The organism is Amycolatopsis sp. NPDC026612 (genome assembly GCF_040638285.1).
GTDB lineage: Bacteria > Actinomycetota > Actinomycetes > Mycobacteriales > Pseudonocardiaceae > Amycolatopsis.
In genome coordinates this window covers 1-14,607 of record NZ_JBEZYB010000133.1, presented here as the reverse complement: position 1 = coordinate 14,607, position 14,607 = coordinate 1, and the positions used below count along the sequence as shown (strand labels likewise).

At 73.5% G+C, this 14,607-nt stretch carries 15 protein-coding genes; 4 read left to right on the top strand and 11 right to left on the bottom strand.

The features are described from left to right. Positions 1–102 precede the first annotated feature (102 nt). From AB0F15_RS43425 to AB0F15_RS43415, 3 genes are all read right to left on the bottom strand, one after another. Positions 103–1,329: a ribonuclease D gene (locus AB0F15_RS43425; RefSeq protein WP_360283498.1), complete on the bottom strand. Its 1,227-nt coding sequence runs from the start codon at positions 1,327–1,329 to the stop codon at positions 103–105. A 98-nt stretch (positions 1,330–1,427) separates the two neighbouring features. Continuing rightward, positions 1,428–2,144 (bottom strand): response regulator transcription factor, encoded by a 717-nt coding sequence (locus tag AB0F15_RS43420; protein WP_033261886.1) that lies wholly within the window; start codon positions 2,142–2,144, stop codon positions 1,428–1,430. A 738-nt stretch (positions 2,145–2,882) separates the two neighbouring features. After that, complete coding sequence (locus AB0F15_RS43415; RefSeq protein ID WP_360283492.1) at positions 2,883–3,446, bottom strand: DUF3000 domain-containing protein; 564 nt, start codon at positions 3,444–3,446, stop codon at positions 2,883–2,885. Positions 3,447–3,534: 88 nt separating this feature from the next. Here AB0F15_RS43415 and hemE point away from each other — a divergent pair, with 88 nt between their 5' ends. From hemE to AB0F15_RS43395, 4 genes are read left to right on the top strand one after another with little or no spacing between them, the layout of a single operon-like run. Beyond that, positions 3,535–4,605 (top strand): uroporphyrinogen decarboxylase, encoded by a 1,071-nt coding sequence (hemE, locus tag AB0F15_RS43410; RefSeq protein ID WP_360283490.1) that lies wholly within the window; start codon positions 3,535–3,537, stop codon positions 4,603–4,605. Further along, entirely contained in the window at positions 4,602–6,002 is a 1,401-nt protein-coding gene (gene hemG / locus AB0F15_RS43405; protein WP_360283489.1) for a protoporphyrinogen oxidase, read from the top strand. The genes hemE and hemG overlap by 4 nt, the downstream gene beginning before the upstream one ends. A 57-nt stretch (positions 6,003–6,059) precedes the next feature. Further along, on the top strand, positions 6,060–6,752 hold the full coding sequence (hemQ, locus tag AB0F15_RS43400; RefSeq protein WP_013224514.1) for a hydrogen peroxide-dependent heme synthase: 693 nt from the start codon (positions 6,060–6,062) through the stop codon (positions 6,750–6,752). Between the two features lie 29 nt (positions 6,753–6,781). Beyond that, a complete protein-coding gene (locus tag AB0F15_RS43395) occupies positions 6,782–8,119 on the top strand; it encodes a CoA transferase (RefSeq protein ID WP_360283496.1) in 1,338 nt (445 codons plus the stop codon). Here AB0F15_RS43395 and AB0F15_RS43390 read toward each other — a convergent pair. The 8 genes from AB0F15_RS43390 to AB0F15_RS43355 form a co-directional block, all read right to left on the bottom strand. Continuing rightward, positions 8,116–8,454 carry a hypothetical protein gene (locus AB0F15_RS43390; protein WP_360283488.1) on the bottom strand — a complete coding sequence of 113 codons (339 nt, stop codon included), beginning with the start codon at positions 8,452–8,454 and terminating at the stop codon, positions 8,116–8,118. The genes AB0F15_RS43395 and AB0F15_RS43390 overlap by 4 nt on opposite strands. Beyond that, complete coding sequence (locus AB0F15_RS43385) at positions 8,451–9,251, bottom strand: DUF692 domain-containing protein (protein ID WP_360283486.1); 801 nt, start codon at positions 9,249–9,251, stop codon at positions 8,451–8,453. Before AB0F15_RS43385 ends, AB0F15_RS43390 begins: the two co-directional genes overlap by 4 nt. Further along, the gene (locus tag AB0F15_RS43380) at positions 9,244–10,134 is read right to left on the bottom strand and encodes a TIGR04222 domain-containing membrane protein (protein ID WP_360283484.1); all 891 of its coding nucleotides are present in this window, start codon (positions 10,132–10,134) and stop codon (positions 9,244–9,246) included. Before AB0F15_RS43380 ends, AB0F15_RS43385 begins: the two co-directional genes overlap by 8 nt. A 66-nt stretch (positions 10,135–10,200) precedes the next feature. Further along, positions 10,201–11,109, bottom strand: coding sequence for a TIGR04222 domain-containing membrane protein (locus AB0F15_RS43375; RefSeq protein ID WP_360283482.1), 909 nt, complete (start codon positions 11,107–11,109; stop codon positions 10,201–10,203). A gap of 89 nt (positions 11,110–11,198) precedes the next feature. After that, on the bottom strand, positions 11,199–11,621 hold the full coding sequence (gene msrB, locus AB0F15_RS43370; RefSeq protein ID WP_360283480.1) for a peptide-methionine (R)-S-oxide reductase MsrB: 423 nt from the start codon (positions 11,619–11,621) through the stop codon (positions 11,199–11,201). A 19-nt stretch (positions 11,622–11,640) separates the two neighbouring features. Next, on the bottom strand, positions 11,641–11,946 hold the full coding sequence (locus AB0F15_RS43365) for a hypothetical protein (RefSeq protein WP_360283478.1): 306 nt from the start codon (positions 11,944–11,946) through the stop codon (positions 11,641–11,643). Between the two features lie 53 nt (positions 11,947–11,999). Further along, complete coding sequence (locus tag AB0F15_RS43360; protein ID WP_360283494.1) at positions 12,000–13,673, bottom strand: protein kinase; 1,674 nt, start codon at positions 13,671–13,673, stop codon at positions 12,000–12,002. Between the two features lie 115 nt (positions 13,674–13,788). Further along, positions 13,789–14,463 carry a TVP38/TMEM64 family protein gene (locus tag AB0F15_RS43355; protein ID WP_360283476.1) on the bottom strand — a complete coding sequence of 225 codons (675 nt, stop codon included), beginning with the start codon at positions 14,461–14,463 and terminating at the stop codon, positions 13,789–13,791. Positions 14,464–14,607: the final 144 nt, after the last annotated feature.

Below are 14,607 nucleotides of genomic sequence, written 5' to 3'. Positions count from 1 at the left end.
TGGGGTGGTTACCCCCCACCCACGCCAACATGGGGTGCTAACACCCAACCCAAGGCCACATTGGGGCGCTCGGGGCGGGAGGGTCAGGAAGGTCGGGAAGGGTCAGGAAGCGGTGGTCTGCAGGGCCTTGCTCAGTGCGGTTGCCGTCAGGTCGACCTGCCACGGCCGGGCGCCGCCCGCCCGCAGGACCGCCGCCACCGCGTCCTCGTCCGTTTCGGCCGGGGGGCGCCAGCAGGTGCGGCGGACCAGGTCCGGCAGCAGCAGGTTCTCCACCGGGAGCCGGCGGTCCTCCGCGATCGCCGTCAGCGCCGCGCGGGCCGCCGAGAGACGGGCTGCCGCGTCCGGGTCCTTGTCCGCCCAGCGGTTCACCGGGGGCGGGCCGTCGGTGGGCTGCGCCGGCGACGGCAGCTCGCTCGCCGGCAGCGCCTTCGCCGCCTGGAGGTGCCTGAGCCAGCTCGCCGTGTACTTGCGCTGGACGCGTCCGCTGAACACCGGGAGCGCCTGCAGCTCTTCGACCGTCTTGGGATCGGCCGTGACGGCGTTGACGATCGCGCTGTCCGGCAGGATCCGGCTCGGCGCGCGGTCGCGTTTGCGGGCCAGCTCGTCGCGGGCCTGCCACAGTTCGCGCACCGCCGCGAGGCCGCGGGGGTTGCGGATCTTGTGCACGCCGGACGTCCGGCGCCACGGCTCGGCCCGCGGGGGCGGCGGCGGGGCCGTCCGCACGAACTCGAACTCCTGCCGGGCCCAGTCCAGCTTGCCCTGGGCGCCCAGCTCCGCCTCCAGCTTTTCCCGCAGCTGGATGAGCAGCTCGACGTCCAGGGCGGCGTAGTTCAGCCAGTCGACCGGCAGCGGCCGCTTCGACCAGTCGGCCGCGCTGTGGCCCTTCTCGAGGGTGTACCCCAGCAGCAGCTCGACGAGCGTCCCCAGCGCGACCCGTTCGTAGCCCGCCAGCCGGCCGGCCAGCTCGGTGTCGAACAGCGCCGCCGGGCGCAGGCCCAGTTCGGCGAGGCAGGGGAGGTCCTGGGAGGCCGCGTGCAGCACCCACTCCAGGGAATTCAGGACTTCGCGCAGCGGGGCGAGGTCTTCGTCGGTCAGGCCGATCGGGTCGATCAGCACCGTGCCGGAACCTTCGCGACGCAGCTGCACGAGGTAGGCCTTGGGGAAGTACCGGTAGCCGGACGCGCGTTCGGTGTCGACGGCGACCGCACCGGAGCCCGCGGCGAGCTTCGCGCAGGCCTCGGCCAGCGCAGCCGCGTCGGTGATCACCGGGGGTGTGCCCTCGGTGGGTTCGCGTAGCAGCACAGGGCCGCCCGTGGAGTCGATCTCCATCCCGGTGTCCTCGGCCTCAGTGCTTCCCATGGTTGACGACCCTACGGGACGGGCGTACCGCGCCTGGTCCGCCCGCCCCGCAGGGAGGTGTGCTTTCGTCAGCGGATGACGCCGGCTCGCATGGCCAGTGCCACCATCTGTGCCCGGTCACCCGTGCCGAGCTTGCGCCCGATCCGGGAGAGGTGGGACTTGACGGTGAGGGCGGAGAGCGAAAGCTCCTCGCCGATCTCCTTGTTGGACTGTCCGTCGGCGACCAGCTGGAGCACCTCCACCTCACGAGCGGACAGCTCGCGCGGGGTGTTGTCGGTGCCCGCGACGCGGGTCCCGGTGGCCAGCACCGGAGCCACGCTCGGGTCGGCGTAGACGCCGCCTTCGAGCACGCGCCGCACGCCATCGGTCACGACGACCGGTGACGCGGACTTCAGCAGGTACGCCTGGGCCCCGGCCTGGAAGGCCGAGCGGACCGCGTACGGGTCGTCCGAGGATGCGAGGACCACCACGCGCGGCCACCCGTGGCTACGGAGTTCCGTAACCAGCTCGATGCCGCTGCCGTCCGGCAGTCCGAGATCGAGGATCGCCAGGTCACAAGGCCCAGTGGCCTGTGCTCGCGCCCTCGCCTCGGCCACCGTGGCGGCTTCGTGGACGGTTCCCGCACCCATCTGTGCGAGTCTTGCTGCGATTGCCTCCCTCAACAGCGGGTGGTCGTCGACCACCAGTACCGAAAAAAGCTCTTCCCGCGGGTGCGGAACCATGCTCGCCGGCAAAGCACCGGCTGGCGTGGATCGGACGGCCTGAGAAATGCCGACGGTAGCCACGTCACTACCTCCCTGGAGTCGGTCGTGCCCCCCGACCGGCACCGGGACCTTCGGCCGTTCAGCCGCGCCAGCTTTAGACCGAAAGTGGTGTCGTCGAAGGCACTGTAGCCGCCCTGAGCCCTTCGCGGGGGGATCGAATGGGTATCTATCTCAAACGAACAGTCACTCAGTGGGTTCGTAGTAACACGATCGGGCTACTACACGGCCGGTTGCTAACGGATAGCCCAGCGAACACGATGCAAAGAAGTTACCGGCGCCCAAATGGCCGTGCAGATGAAGCGTGCAGCTTCCGGTGCGCCTAGTGGCGGGGGTCCGGATGGGCGCCCGCGGCCCCCCGAATGTGGCTCCGGCCGGGGCATGATCAACCTCGCCGTCGCGGACTTGGCGTGGCCGGGCGCAGACCTCCGCGATCACCGTCCGTGTCGTCCGCGGGCGGCGTCCGGGGGATGCTGCCCGAACTTGATCTTGTAGCGGTGCGTGACGGCGGCCGATCACGAACGGGGACGTTCCCCGGAAGACGTGAAATTGCCTCAGGAACGCGGGGAGCGCCCGGGCGCCGCGGATCCCGGCGTGCTCGGGGGAACGCTCAGCGGCGCTCTCTGCCGCCGCGGAGGGGCGCTTGGACGACGTTCAGCTGGACGTGAATTTTGCTCACATTTGTACAAGGGCCGGTCCCGGGACCGCTGCCGCCGGCCCGCCGTTGCCGATTCGTTGCCGAAGATCGCCCGGATGGCCGGGTCAGGAGCCCTGGCGCTGCCCGAAGAGGGTCACCCCGACCGGCGGCAGCCCCACGACGCTGGCCATGACCTGGCAGAAGGCCTGCCCGTGCGGCTCCAGCGCGTCGTCCGCCGGCGTCCACGACGCCCGCAGTTCCAGGTCGTCGGTGCGGGCGGGCCCGGAGAGGTCGCCGAAGCGGGCCGACGACGTCTCGGTCACCGTGCCGCCCAGCGCCTTCCAGCTCGCCCCCGACACCTCCAGCGCGTCGGTCAGCCACGACCAGCCGACCGCCGGCAGGAACGGGTCGGTCGCCAGTTCCCGTTCGAGCTCCGCGCGCACGTACATGACGAGGCGCAGCACGCCGTCCCAGCCTTCCTGGCCGTCCGGGTCGTGCAGCAGGACCAGCCGTCCCGAGGCCAGCACGTCGGCGGGCCCGGACACTTCGCAGCTGACCGCGTACGACCACGGTGCGAGCCGCTGCGGCGCCCGCATCGGCTCCAGCAGCACCTCCGGGCGGGGCCGGACGGACTGCAGCGCCGCGACTGCTTCGCGGAAGAGTTCGGGCACTGGCGTCATCGCGGTCACGCACCGACTTTAGGGCGGGCACGCCCTGTTGCGGGCGCAGGCGCGCCGAGAGAAGGGCCCGGCCGGGGCCGTGGCACGATTGACGGCGATGCCACCGACCACGCCCCTGCCGCGCCACGCCGCCCCGTCCGGCCGCCGCGAGCTGCCCGAAGCCCCGTTCCTGGCCGCCGCACGCGGTGAACGCCCGGCCCGCACGCCCGTCTGGTTCATGCGCCAGGCCGGCCGCTCGCTGCCCGAGTACCGCGCGCTGCGCGAAGGCGTGCCGATGCTCGACTCCTGTTTCGACCCCGAGATGCTCGCCGAGATCACGCTGCAGCCGGTCCGCCGCCACGGTGTCGACGCGGCCATTCTGTACAGCGACATCGTGGTGCCGCTCAAGGCCGCCGGGGTCGACATCGACATCGTGCCCGGCACCGGCCCGGTGGTCGCGACACCGGTGCGCGACCTCGCCGCCGTGAAAGCCTTGCCGGAGCTGGAAATCGACCAGGTCTCGAAGGTCGCGGACGGCGTCGGGCTGCTGGTCGAGCGACTGGGCGAGACGCCGCTGATCGGCTTCGCCGGGGCGCCGTTCACGCTGGCCAGCTACCTCATCGAGGGCGGCCCGAGCCGCAACCACGAGCACACCAAGGCCCTGATGCACACCTCGCCCGAGGTGTGGCACGAGCTGGCCGGGCGGCTGGCCGACCTCGCGCTCACGTTCCTGCGCGCGCAGCTCGACGCCGGCGTCGACGCCGTCCAGCTGTTCGACTCCTGGGCCGGCGCGCTGTCCGAACGGGACTACCGCGAGTTCGTCCTGCCGCACTCGGCAAAGGTCCTCGAGGGTGTCGCCTCCTACGGCGTGCCGCGGATCCACTTCGGCGTCGGCACCGGCGAGCTCCTCGCCGCGATGCGCGACGCGGGCGCGGACGTCGTCGGCGTCGACTGGCGGATCCCCCTCGACGAAGCCGTGCGGCGTCTCGGCGGGAGGGCCGTCGTCCAGGGCAACCTCGACCCGGCGCTCCTGCACGCGTCCTGGCCGGTGCTCGAAGCCGAGGTCCGGCGGATCGTCGAAGAAGGCAAGGCGGCCGACGGCCACATCTTCAACCTCGGCCACGGCGTGCTGCCGGGGATCGATCCCGACGTGCTGACCCGCGTGGTCGGGCTGGTGCACGAGCTGTGAAGCGCGTCGCGGTCGTCGGGGGTGGCGTTTCCGGGCTGACCGCGGCGTACCGGCTGCGGCGGCTGCTCGGCCCCGGAGCGGAGATCACGATCTTCGAGAAGACGACGGCACCGGGCGGGAAGCTGCGCACGGCCGAGCTCGCCGGGGTGCCCTACGACGTCGGCGCCGAGGCGTTCCTCGTCCGCCGTCCCGAGATGCTCGCCCTGGTCCGCGAGCTGGAGCTCGACGTCGTGCACCCCACCAAGGCCCGCGCGAAGATCCACGCGGGCGGCGCCGTCACCGGGCTGCCGCCCGGCACGGTCATGGGCGTGCCGGGCTCGGCGGAGTCGGTGGCCGGGGTGCTTTCGGCGGCGGGGCGCCGAGCCGTCGAGGCCGAGCCGTCGCTGCCGGAGCTGCGGCTGCCGGGCGGCGACGTGCCGCTGGGGCCGCTGCTGCGCGAACGCTTCGGCGACGAACTGGTGGACCGGCTGGTCGACCCGCTGCTCGGCGGCGTCTACGCGGGCGGGGCCGACGGCCTCGGCCTGCGCGCGACCATGCCGGGGCTGGCCGCGGCGCTGGCGGCGGGCGCGGGCTCGCTGACCGCGGCGGCCGCCGCCCAGCTGCCGGCGAACCCGTCGACGGCGCCGGTGTTCGGCACCGTCCCGGGTGGCCTCGGCACGGTGATCGACCGGCTGACCACGGCGTCCGGCGCCGAGCTGCGCACCGGCCTGCCGGTGTGCGAGCTCGAGCGGCACGGTTCCGGCTGGCGGCTGCGCATCGGCGCGGCGCCGACCGCGCACGCGCCGGACGGCAACCTCGCCGAAGCCGACGCGGTGGTGCTCGCGGTGCCCGCGCCGTCGGCCCGCCGGCTGCTCGCCGAACTCGTCCCGGCGGCTTCGGCGGCGTTCGGCGAGGTCGAACTGGCGTCGATGGCCGTGGTCGCGCTGGCGCTGCCGCCCGGTACCGCGCTGCCGCAGGCTTCGGGGATCCTGATCGGCCAGGGCGAGCGGGACGCTTCGGGCGTGCCGTACGCGTCGAAGGCGTTCACGTTCTCCTCCCGGAAGTGGGCCCACTACGGCACCGGCCCGGTCCTGGTCCGCGGTTCGGTCGGCCGGTTCGGCGAGCCGGGCGCCCTGCGAGCCGACGACGTCGAACTGGTCCGCGTGGTCCGCGACGACCTCGCCCGGCTGACGGGCGTGACGGCGGCACCGGTGGAGACGCTGGTGACGCGGTGGGGCGGCGGGCTGCCGCAGTACGGCCCCGGGCACCTCGAGCGGGTCGAGCGGATCGAGAAGGCCGTCGCGGAGGTGCCCGGGCTGGCGATCGCCGGGGCGACCCTGCACGGCGTCGGGTTGCCGGCGTGCGTGGCGACCGCCGAGGCCGCGGCGCAGCGGATCGCGGCCCACCTGTCTTCGTGAGTGCGGTCACCCCGACCCGTGGCGGCGGCCACCGTGGCGCGGTGACAGGATGGACGCATGGCGCGGGTCAACTACAACGAGCTCAACGACACCATCCGCTACACCACCTGGTCGGTCTTCCGGATCGAACCGGGCAGGCTGGGCGAGGACCGCGGGACCGCCGGTCGTGAGACCGCGGAGTACCTCGACGGGCTCGAGGCCAAGGGCGTCGTCGTCCGCGGGGTGTACGACCTGTCCGCGCTGCGCGCCGACGCCGACTTCATGATCTGGTGGCACGCCGAGGAGATCGAGCAGGTCCAGGCCGCCTACGCCGGGTTCCGCCGGACGCCGCTGGGCCGCGCGTCGACGCCGGTCTGGAGCCAGACCGCACTGCACCGGCCCGCCGAGTTCAACAAGAGCCACATCCCCGCGTTCCTGGCCGGGGAAGAGGCGCGCAAGTTCATCTGCGTCTACCCGTTCGTGCGGTCCTACGAGTGGTACCTGCTGCCGGACGCCGACCGCCGCAAGATGCTCGCCGACCACGGCAAGGAAGCCCGCGACTACCCGGACGTGCGCGCGAACACCGTCGCTTCGTTCGCCCTCGGCGACTACGAGTGGATCCTCGCCTTCGAGGCCGACGAGCTGCACCGGATCGTCGACCTCATGCGCCACCTGCGCGGCACCGAGGCGCGGCTGCACGTGCGCGAGGAGATCCCGTTCTACACCGGCACCCGCGTGCCGCCCGCCGAGCTCGTCGCGGCCCTCCCGTAGTGCCCGAGACCACAGTGCCCGAGACCACAGTGCGCGACATCGCCGAGGGCGTCTGGCACGCCCTCACCGGAGCCGAGCCGGGACCGTTCGAGCTGACCGGCACCGAGGACGTGCTGCCCGGGCCGTACCGGGTGGCGGCCGCCGCGACGGCGTCGATCGCGGCCGCGACCCTGGCGGCCGGGGAGATGCTGAAGCTGCGCGACATCGAGCCGGGCGTCGTCACGGCGGACACGCGGCACGCGGCGGCGGCGTTCCGGAGCGAGCAGCTGCTGCGGGTGGACGGCGCCGGGCCGGGCCCGGCCTGGGCACCGCTGTCGGGCGACTACCGCACGGCCGACGGCTGGGTGCGCCTGCACGCCAACTACCCGCGGCACGAAGCGGCGGTCTGCTGGGGCCTCGGCGTGCCCGGAACCCGGGACGCGGCCACGAAGGCGGTGGCCGGGCGGACCGCGCGCGAGGTCGAACACGCCGTCGTCAGCGCCGGGGGAGCGGCCGCCGAGCTGCGTTCGCCCGAGGACTGGGCGGCGCACCCGCAGGGCGAGGCCGTGGCCTCGCTGCCGCTGGTGGACCTGGCGCCGCTCGGTGCGGCGCCGAAGCGGACGTTGTTCTATTCGGACCGGCCGCTGGGCGGGATCCGGGTGCTGGAGCTGACGCACGTGCTCGCCGGGCCGGTGGCCGGCCGGGTGCTGGCCGCGCACGGCGCCGACGTGCTGCACGTCGGCGCGGCGCACCTGCCGCGGATCGAGGCGCTGGCGCGGGACACGGGGCAGGGCAAGCGATCGGCGTTCGTGGCGCTGGACACCGAGGGCGGCCGCGCGCGGCTCAAGAAGCTGATCAGCCGCGCCGACGTGCTGGTGCAGTCGTTCCGGCCGGGCGCGCTCGCCCGGATCGGGTTCGGCCCGGAAGAGCTGGCCGAGCTGCGGCCGGGCTTGGTGGTCGCGGAGCTGAGCGCGTACGGCTGGGAAGGCCCGTGGGCGCGACGGCGCGGGTTCGACAGCCTGGTCCAGATGTCGAGCGGCCTGGCGTGGGGCGATCCGCCGTCGCCGCTGCCGGTCCAGGCGCTGGACCACGCCACGGGCTGGCTCACGGCGGCGGCGGTGCTGACGGCCCTGCACCGCCAGGTCACCGACGGCGGCACGTGGCGGGCCCGCCTGTCGCTGGCGGGCACGGGCCGGTGGCTGGATTCGCTGGGGCGCAAGGATCCTGCCGCGGCCGACGTCGATTACGGCGACCTGCTGGAAGAAGCGGACAGCGGCTACGGGCGGTTGACGCGGGTCCGGATGGCCGGCGGGCTGCCGGGTGCGGAGCCGCACTGGGACTTCGGGACCCGGCTGCCGGGAGTCGACAAACCGACCTGGACGCCCTAGCGACGCCGGAAGCGGGTCAGCAAGCCCCGCTTCGGTTTCGGCAGGTGCCCGCCCGCGATCAGCCACGTCACGAACTCGTCCGCGTACGCCCCCGATCGCTCGGCCGCCTTCTTCGGCCGGCCCGCGGTGAACTCCGTGAACAGCGGCCCGAACCGCTCGCCGAGCGTCTCCGCCAGCTCCGGGCGCTGGTACGCCAGCACGCGCCCGTGCTTGCGCCGCAACACGTTCGCCTCCACCGCCAGGCGGGCCGGGTCGAAACCTGGTGGGGGCGAGCCGCCGGCCAGGAGTGCGTGCAGCAGCTCCGCCTGCCGCCGGGCCAGTTCCGCGCGGCTCACCCCGTCACTGCCGCGCGCAGGGCCGCCAGTTCGGCCGCCAGCTCGTCGTCGGCCGGGTAGTCGTCGTCGCGTTCCAGGAGCACCCCCGGCGGGTCGGTGCGGCGGCGCAGCTCGGCCAGCAGGTCGAGTACCTCCGGGAGCACCGGGTGGGCGTGGGTGTCGTGGTAGACGCCGTCGCGCTCGACGCCGCCCGCCATGTGCACGTACGCCAGCCGCTCCCACGGGATGCCGTCGAGGAACGCCTCCGGGTCGGTGCCGATGTTGCGGGCGTTGGCGTACAGGTTCGCGACGTCGATGATCAGCCCGCAGCCGGTCCGCTCGGTCAGTTCGGTGAGGAACTGCTCCTCGGTCAGCTCGGCGTCCGGCCACTCGAGCACCGCGGCGATGTTCTCCAGCGCGAACGGCACGTCCACGATGGACTGGGCGAGCCGGACGTTCGCCACCAGCACGTCCAGCGCCTCGCGCGTGCGGGGCAGCGGCATCAGGTGCCCCGAGTCGAGGCCGCCCGCGCGCACGAAACAGACGTGGTCGCTGACCAGCGGCGCGTCCAGCGCCCGCGCGACTTCCGCGAGGTGCTGGACGCGGCCGGTGTCGAGCGGTTCGGCCCCGCCGAGGGACAGCGAGACGGCGTGCGGCAGCACCGGCAGGCCCCGCTCGCGCAACCGCACCAGCGTCTCCGGCAGGTGGCCGGCGTGCAGGTTCTCGGCGACGACCTCGACCCAGTCGACGCCCGGCAGGCGCGCGATGGACAGGTCGAGCTCGTGCCGCCAGCCGATCCCGATGCCCAGCTCACCCACCGCAACCCCCGCCTCCGCAGCCGCCGCCACCACCGCAGGAGGACCCGCTGCTGCACGACGAACCCGAGCACGACGAGCCGCCCGACGAACCCCCGCCGCCGGAGCCCGCGGACGGCATCAGCGCCGCGCTCAGCTCGTCGTCCGGGTACATCGCCCAGCCGCCCAGTGCGACGGCGGCCACCGCGCCGCCGAGCAGCACGCCGCCGGCGAGCGCTCCGGCCGGCACCGGCCCGCTCGCCGCGGCGCGGGCCTGGCCGAGCAGGCGGTGCCCGGCGGCCGACGGCTTACGGGTAGCCGTCTTCAGGCCGGCCCCGGCCACCAGCGTCAGCACGGCCGCGAGCAGCGTCAGGAAGAGCAGGATGCCGACCGGCCTGCCGAGCGCGATGCCGTTGACCAGCCGCGCGACGCCCAGCACCAGCACGGCCAGCTGCAGGACCAGCCCGAACGTCCTGGCCTGCCGGTTCGCCGACGACAGCAGTCCCCGCTCGTCCAGGCGGTCCGCCAGCGCCCGCATGGCCGCCGACTCGCGGACCTTCGCCCGGATCACCGCGGTCGTCTTCAGCTTCGCGATGTCGAAGACGGCCCGCTCCAGCGGTTCCCCCGGCCGCGTCCCGACCTTGCTGATCTGCTTGTAGCTGTTCACCCGCAGCCGCCCGCGTTCCACCAGCGCCGCGATCGCCGCGTCGGCTGCGCGGTCGGGACCGCCGGCGAGGAACGCCACCTCGTAGACGGTCGGCGGCGGGCCCGGCTGCGCGCGGCCGGGCCGCCGGGCCCAGACGACGGCGATCCCGCCCACGACGAGCCGGACCACCACCACGGCGACGAGCAACGTGACGTAGAAGGCCACGAAATCCGGTCCGGAAATGCCCCACGGGTCGTCCATCGCCCGTCTCCCCTCAGTGTGTCGCGGTTACCGTAGCTGTGAGACGCACGCGCTCGCGTCGGCGTTTCACCCGCCGCATCCTCCGCCGCCCCCGCCGCAGGAGCTGCCCCCACCGCCGCACGAGCTGCTTCCCCCACCGCAGGAGCTGCCGCCGTAGTAGCCGGCGGCCGCGCCCCCGCCCCCGGCGCTCGCCCAGCGGGTGCGCGGACGGCGCTGGGCCCGCGCCGTCGACTGCCGCGTGGCGCGGCTGACGGCCAGCCGGACGTCCTTCTCGGGGTGCCCGCCGAAGCCGTCCGCCGCGACCGCCCCGGCCGGACCCGAGACGAGCGTCCCGGCCCGGCGTGCCTCTTCCGCGGCGGCCCGGCCCGCGAAGGTGGCCTTCACCGCGGGCTTGTTCGCGGCGCGGATCGTGGTGACGACGGCCGCGACGGTGTTCAGTGCGAGCAGGCCGAGCAGGAAGCCGACCGGGTGCCCGGTCGAGGAGCCGGCGATCAGCCGGACGACGCCGAGTGCGAACAGCACCCAGTGGGCGACGGCGGTGAGCAGCCAGGTCAGGCGTAGTTTCCGGACGTCGGTGAGCAGGCCGCGGGCGACCAGCCCGGCCTCCAGTTCCGGCACCGACGGGTGGCGCGCGACTTCGGCGCCCACCAGGTCGACGGAGCCGCCGGTCTTGCCGATCCGCACGAGCGCGGCCCGGCCGAGGTCGTCCGGCGCGGAACCCCGGACGCGGTGCAGGCGCCCGGTGCCGTCCAGCCGGATCAGCTGCCGTTCCAGCAGCCGGGCGACGACCAGTTCGCCGAGGCGCGCTCGCCCGCCGGTCAGCAGCGCCAGCTCTTCGGCCCGCTCCGGTGCCCCGCCGGTGCGGCCCCGCGCGAGCAGCGCGGCGCGCACGACCGCGGACAGCGCCGTGAGAACCAGCAGGGCCAGGTACAGGCCTGCGAACGCCGGTCCGGGAATGCCCCAGGTGTCGGTCATGAGTCCGCCCTCCCTCGTCCGTGTGCGGAGACTACGTTCGAGGAAGGGCGGCGGGTTGCTCGCTTGAGGAGAATTTAGGGCTGGGGTTTTTACGCCTCGGGTACCAGTTTCAGCGAGATCGAGTTGATGCAGTAGCGCTGGTCGGTCGGGGTCGGGTAGCCCTCGCCCTCGAAGACGTGCCCGAGGTGGCTGTGGCAGGAACCGCAGAGCACCTCGATCCGCTTCATGCCCATGGCGCGGTCTTCGCGCAGCAGCACGGCGTCGGAGTCCGCCGGGTCGAAGAACGACGGCCAGCCGCAGTGGCTCTCGAACTTCGTGTCGCTGCGGAACAGCTCGGCGCCGCACGCGCGGCACTCGTAGACACCGGTGGTCTTGGTGTCGGTGTACTCACCGGTGAACGGTCGTTCGGTCCCGGCCTGGCGGAGCACGGCGTACTCGTCGGAACTGAGCTGCTCCCGCCATTCCTGTTCGGACTTCACGACGCGCGGGGTGGCGCCGACAACGGGTTTCATACCTTTCACCCGATCCACGTTACGCTGCGAGCCACGCGAGGGCGTGCACCACGATGTCCCATGCGGCGACGATCACGCCGAGCACGATGAGGACCACGATGAAGGCCGACACCCAGTAGCGCAGCCCGCCGAGGCGGTTGCTGGAATCGGCGAAGTCGGACACGCCGTCGAGGGCGGCTTCGATGGTGTAGTTCGGGCCGCACCGCTCGATGCGGTCGAGGTGCTCGGCGAACGCGCGCGCCTCCGGGTCGTACGGGTCCAGGCCGACCAGGTCCTCGTGGAAGCGAGGGTGCTGGCCCGGCAGCGTAGCTCCGTCGTCCGCCATGGCTCCACGGTAGGCCATCCGCGCCCGTCAGCCCACCGGACGCGCGTTACGTCTCAGTTGCCCGCGGTCGCCGTTCCCGACCGGGTGTCGCTGTCGATCAGCATCTGGCCGCCGACGATCACGATCCGGTAGGCCCGCCGGGCGCCGTCGACGGTCAGGCTCATGGTGATCGAACCGTCGGCGTTGGCGCCGCCGCTGTCGGCGTGGGCGCTGTTGTAGGTGCCGATCTTGTGGTTCGACCAGTAGTCCGCGAACCCCTGTTCGCTGCCGTAGACCTGCTGGGCGGCCGGGGTGAGCTTCGACCAGCTTCCCGCCGGGTTGTCGAAGAAGCTCGTCAGCGCCTTGCCCGCCCCCTGGTAGTCGCTGATCCGGCCTTCCGGCGACGTCTTCTCCAGGTCCGCCGGCGTGTCCGTGGCGCTGCTGGAGCTTTTGCCGGTGCTGGGCGAGCTCTGGGCCGCCGTCGGCTGGTGGCCCGGTGACTGGGCGACCTGGTTGCCGCCGGGGTTGCCTCCGCCGTTGCCTGAGTTCAGGACCAGGAACACGATCACCGCGACCACGACGACCGCGGCGCCGGCCCCGGCGAACAGCGCGTACTTGCGCTTGTTGTCCGCCTTCGACGTGGTCGACGAGTATTGGGGCGCCCTGGCCGACGGCGCGGCCGCGGGCATCGGTCTGGGCGGGGTGTTCGGCGGGGCGGCCGGGGACCGCATCGGCATGAACGCCGCGGTCGGGCGCGGCGGGTTCGACGGTGCCTTGTTCGCCGGGGTCTGGTGCACCGGTGACGGCGTGCCGACCGGCGGTGACGACGGCGCCGGCTTTCCGGTCCGCTGCCACGGCGGCCGCTCGCCGTCGTCCGCCGGGGTGGCGGGCTTGCGGCCCGCGCCGCCGGAGAGCAGCTGCGGCGACGCGGTCATGCCACCGGGCTCGGTCCGCGCCAGTGCGGCCAGCCGCTCGCGGGCCTCGGCCATGCTCGGCCGCTCGCCCGGCTCGCTGCGCAGCAGGCTCATCAGCAGCGCGGTGGCCCCGCCCGCCTGCACCGGCGGGTTGATCTGGCCGTTCGCCGCCGCGTAGAGCAGCGCGAGCTGGTTGGTCGTGTTGCCGTACGGCGTGGTGCCCTCGATCGCCTGGTAGAGGGTCGCGCCGAGGGCGAAGACGTCGGAGCTGGGCACCGGATCGGCGCCGCGGGCCAGCTCGGGGGCCAGGTAGGCGGGCGTGCCGCCGATCAGGCCGGTCGCCGTCAGCGTCATGTCGCCGGCCGCGCGGGAGATGCCGAAGTCGGTGATCTTCGCGGTGCCGGTCTCGTCGATGAGGATGTTGCCCGGCTTGACGTCGCGGTGGACGATCCCGGCACGGTGGGCCGCCACCAGCGCGGACGCGACCTGCTCGCCGATCCGGGCGACCCGGCCGAGCGGGAGGGTGCCCTCCTCGGCGAGGATCGTGGAGAGGCTGGGCCCGTTCAGGTACTCCATCACCAGGCACGGGTCGCCGTTGTGCTCGGCGATGTCGAACACCACGATCGCGTTCGGGTGCTGGAACCGGGCCGCGTTCTTCGCCTCGCGCATCGCGCGCTGGCGCATGTTGTCGCGCTCGGGCTCGGAGACGCCCGGCTGCGGGAGGATCTGCTTGATCGCGACGTCGCGCTCGAGGCGCACGTCGGTCGCGCGCCACACCACTCCCATGGCACCGCTACCAATGTGTTCGACGAGGCGGTAGTGCCCGGCGATCAGCTGACCGGTGTCGATGGCGACTGCTCCTGACGAAATTCCCGGTGGTGGCCCTGCTCAGCGCGTTTCCGCTTCGCGCACCCGATCGAGTGTAGCGGTCGGCTCCGTGCTGTTCGCGTCAGCCAGCCGGTCCGGCGAGCTCCGGTTCGGGCACCGGTGCCGCCGGTACCCGTTTCTTGAACACCCTGACCAGCCCGATCGTCCCGGCCAGGGCGAAGACGCCGTAACAGGCGAGCAGCGCGGGCGGCGTGTCGCCGGTCAGGGCGTCGCCGAGGACGACCACGGCGACGGTGCCGGGCACGCTCCCGAGCAGCGTGCCGGCCAGGTACGGGACGAGCCGGACCGACGACACGCCGCAGAGGTAGCTGAACGGCGCGAACGGCACCAGCGGGATCAGCCGCAACGAGGTGATCGCCAGGACGCCACCGCCGGACAGGCGGTCGTTCACCGTCCGGACGGCCGAGCGGTGCAGGTGCCGGGTGACCAGGTCGCGGCCGAGCAGCCGGGCCAGGCCGAAGGACAGGGCCGCCGCGATGGTGGTGGCGACCAGGCCGATCGCGATCCCGGCCGCGGTGCCCACGAGCAGGCCGGCGGCGAGGTTGAACACCGTCCGCGGGACGGGGGCCACGGTGAGCAGCGAGTACGCGACGAGCAGCACGAGCGGGGTGGCGGGGCCGGTGGCGTCGGCCCAGGCCCGCAGGTCGGCCGGGCCGGGGATCGGCAGCAGCACCGCGGCCGCCGCGAAGGCGGCGAGCACGGCGAGCGCGACGATCAGTTTGGTGCGGCCGGACACCCGCTCCAACCTACAGCGTCGCTTTCACGTGAAAGCGACGACCAGGGGGCGTAGCGTTGGCGGGGAAGTGTACGGCCCCAGCGGGGGGGCGGGGGGCCCCGTCACCCCGAGCGTGGCCCCCATCGCCAGCACCCGGTCCCCGGG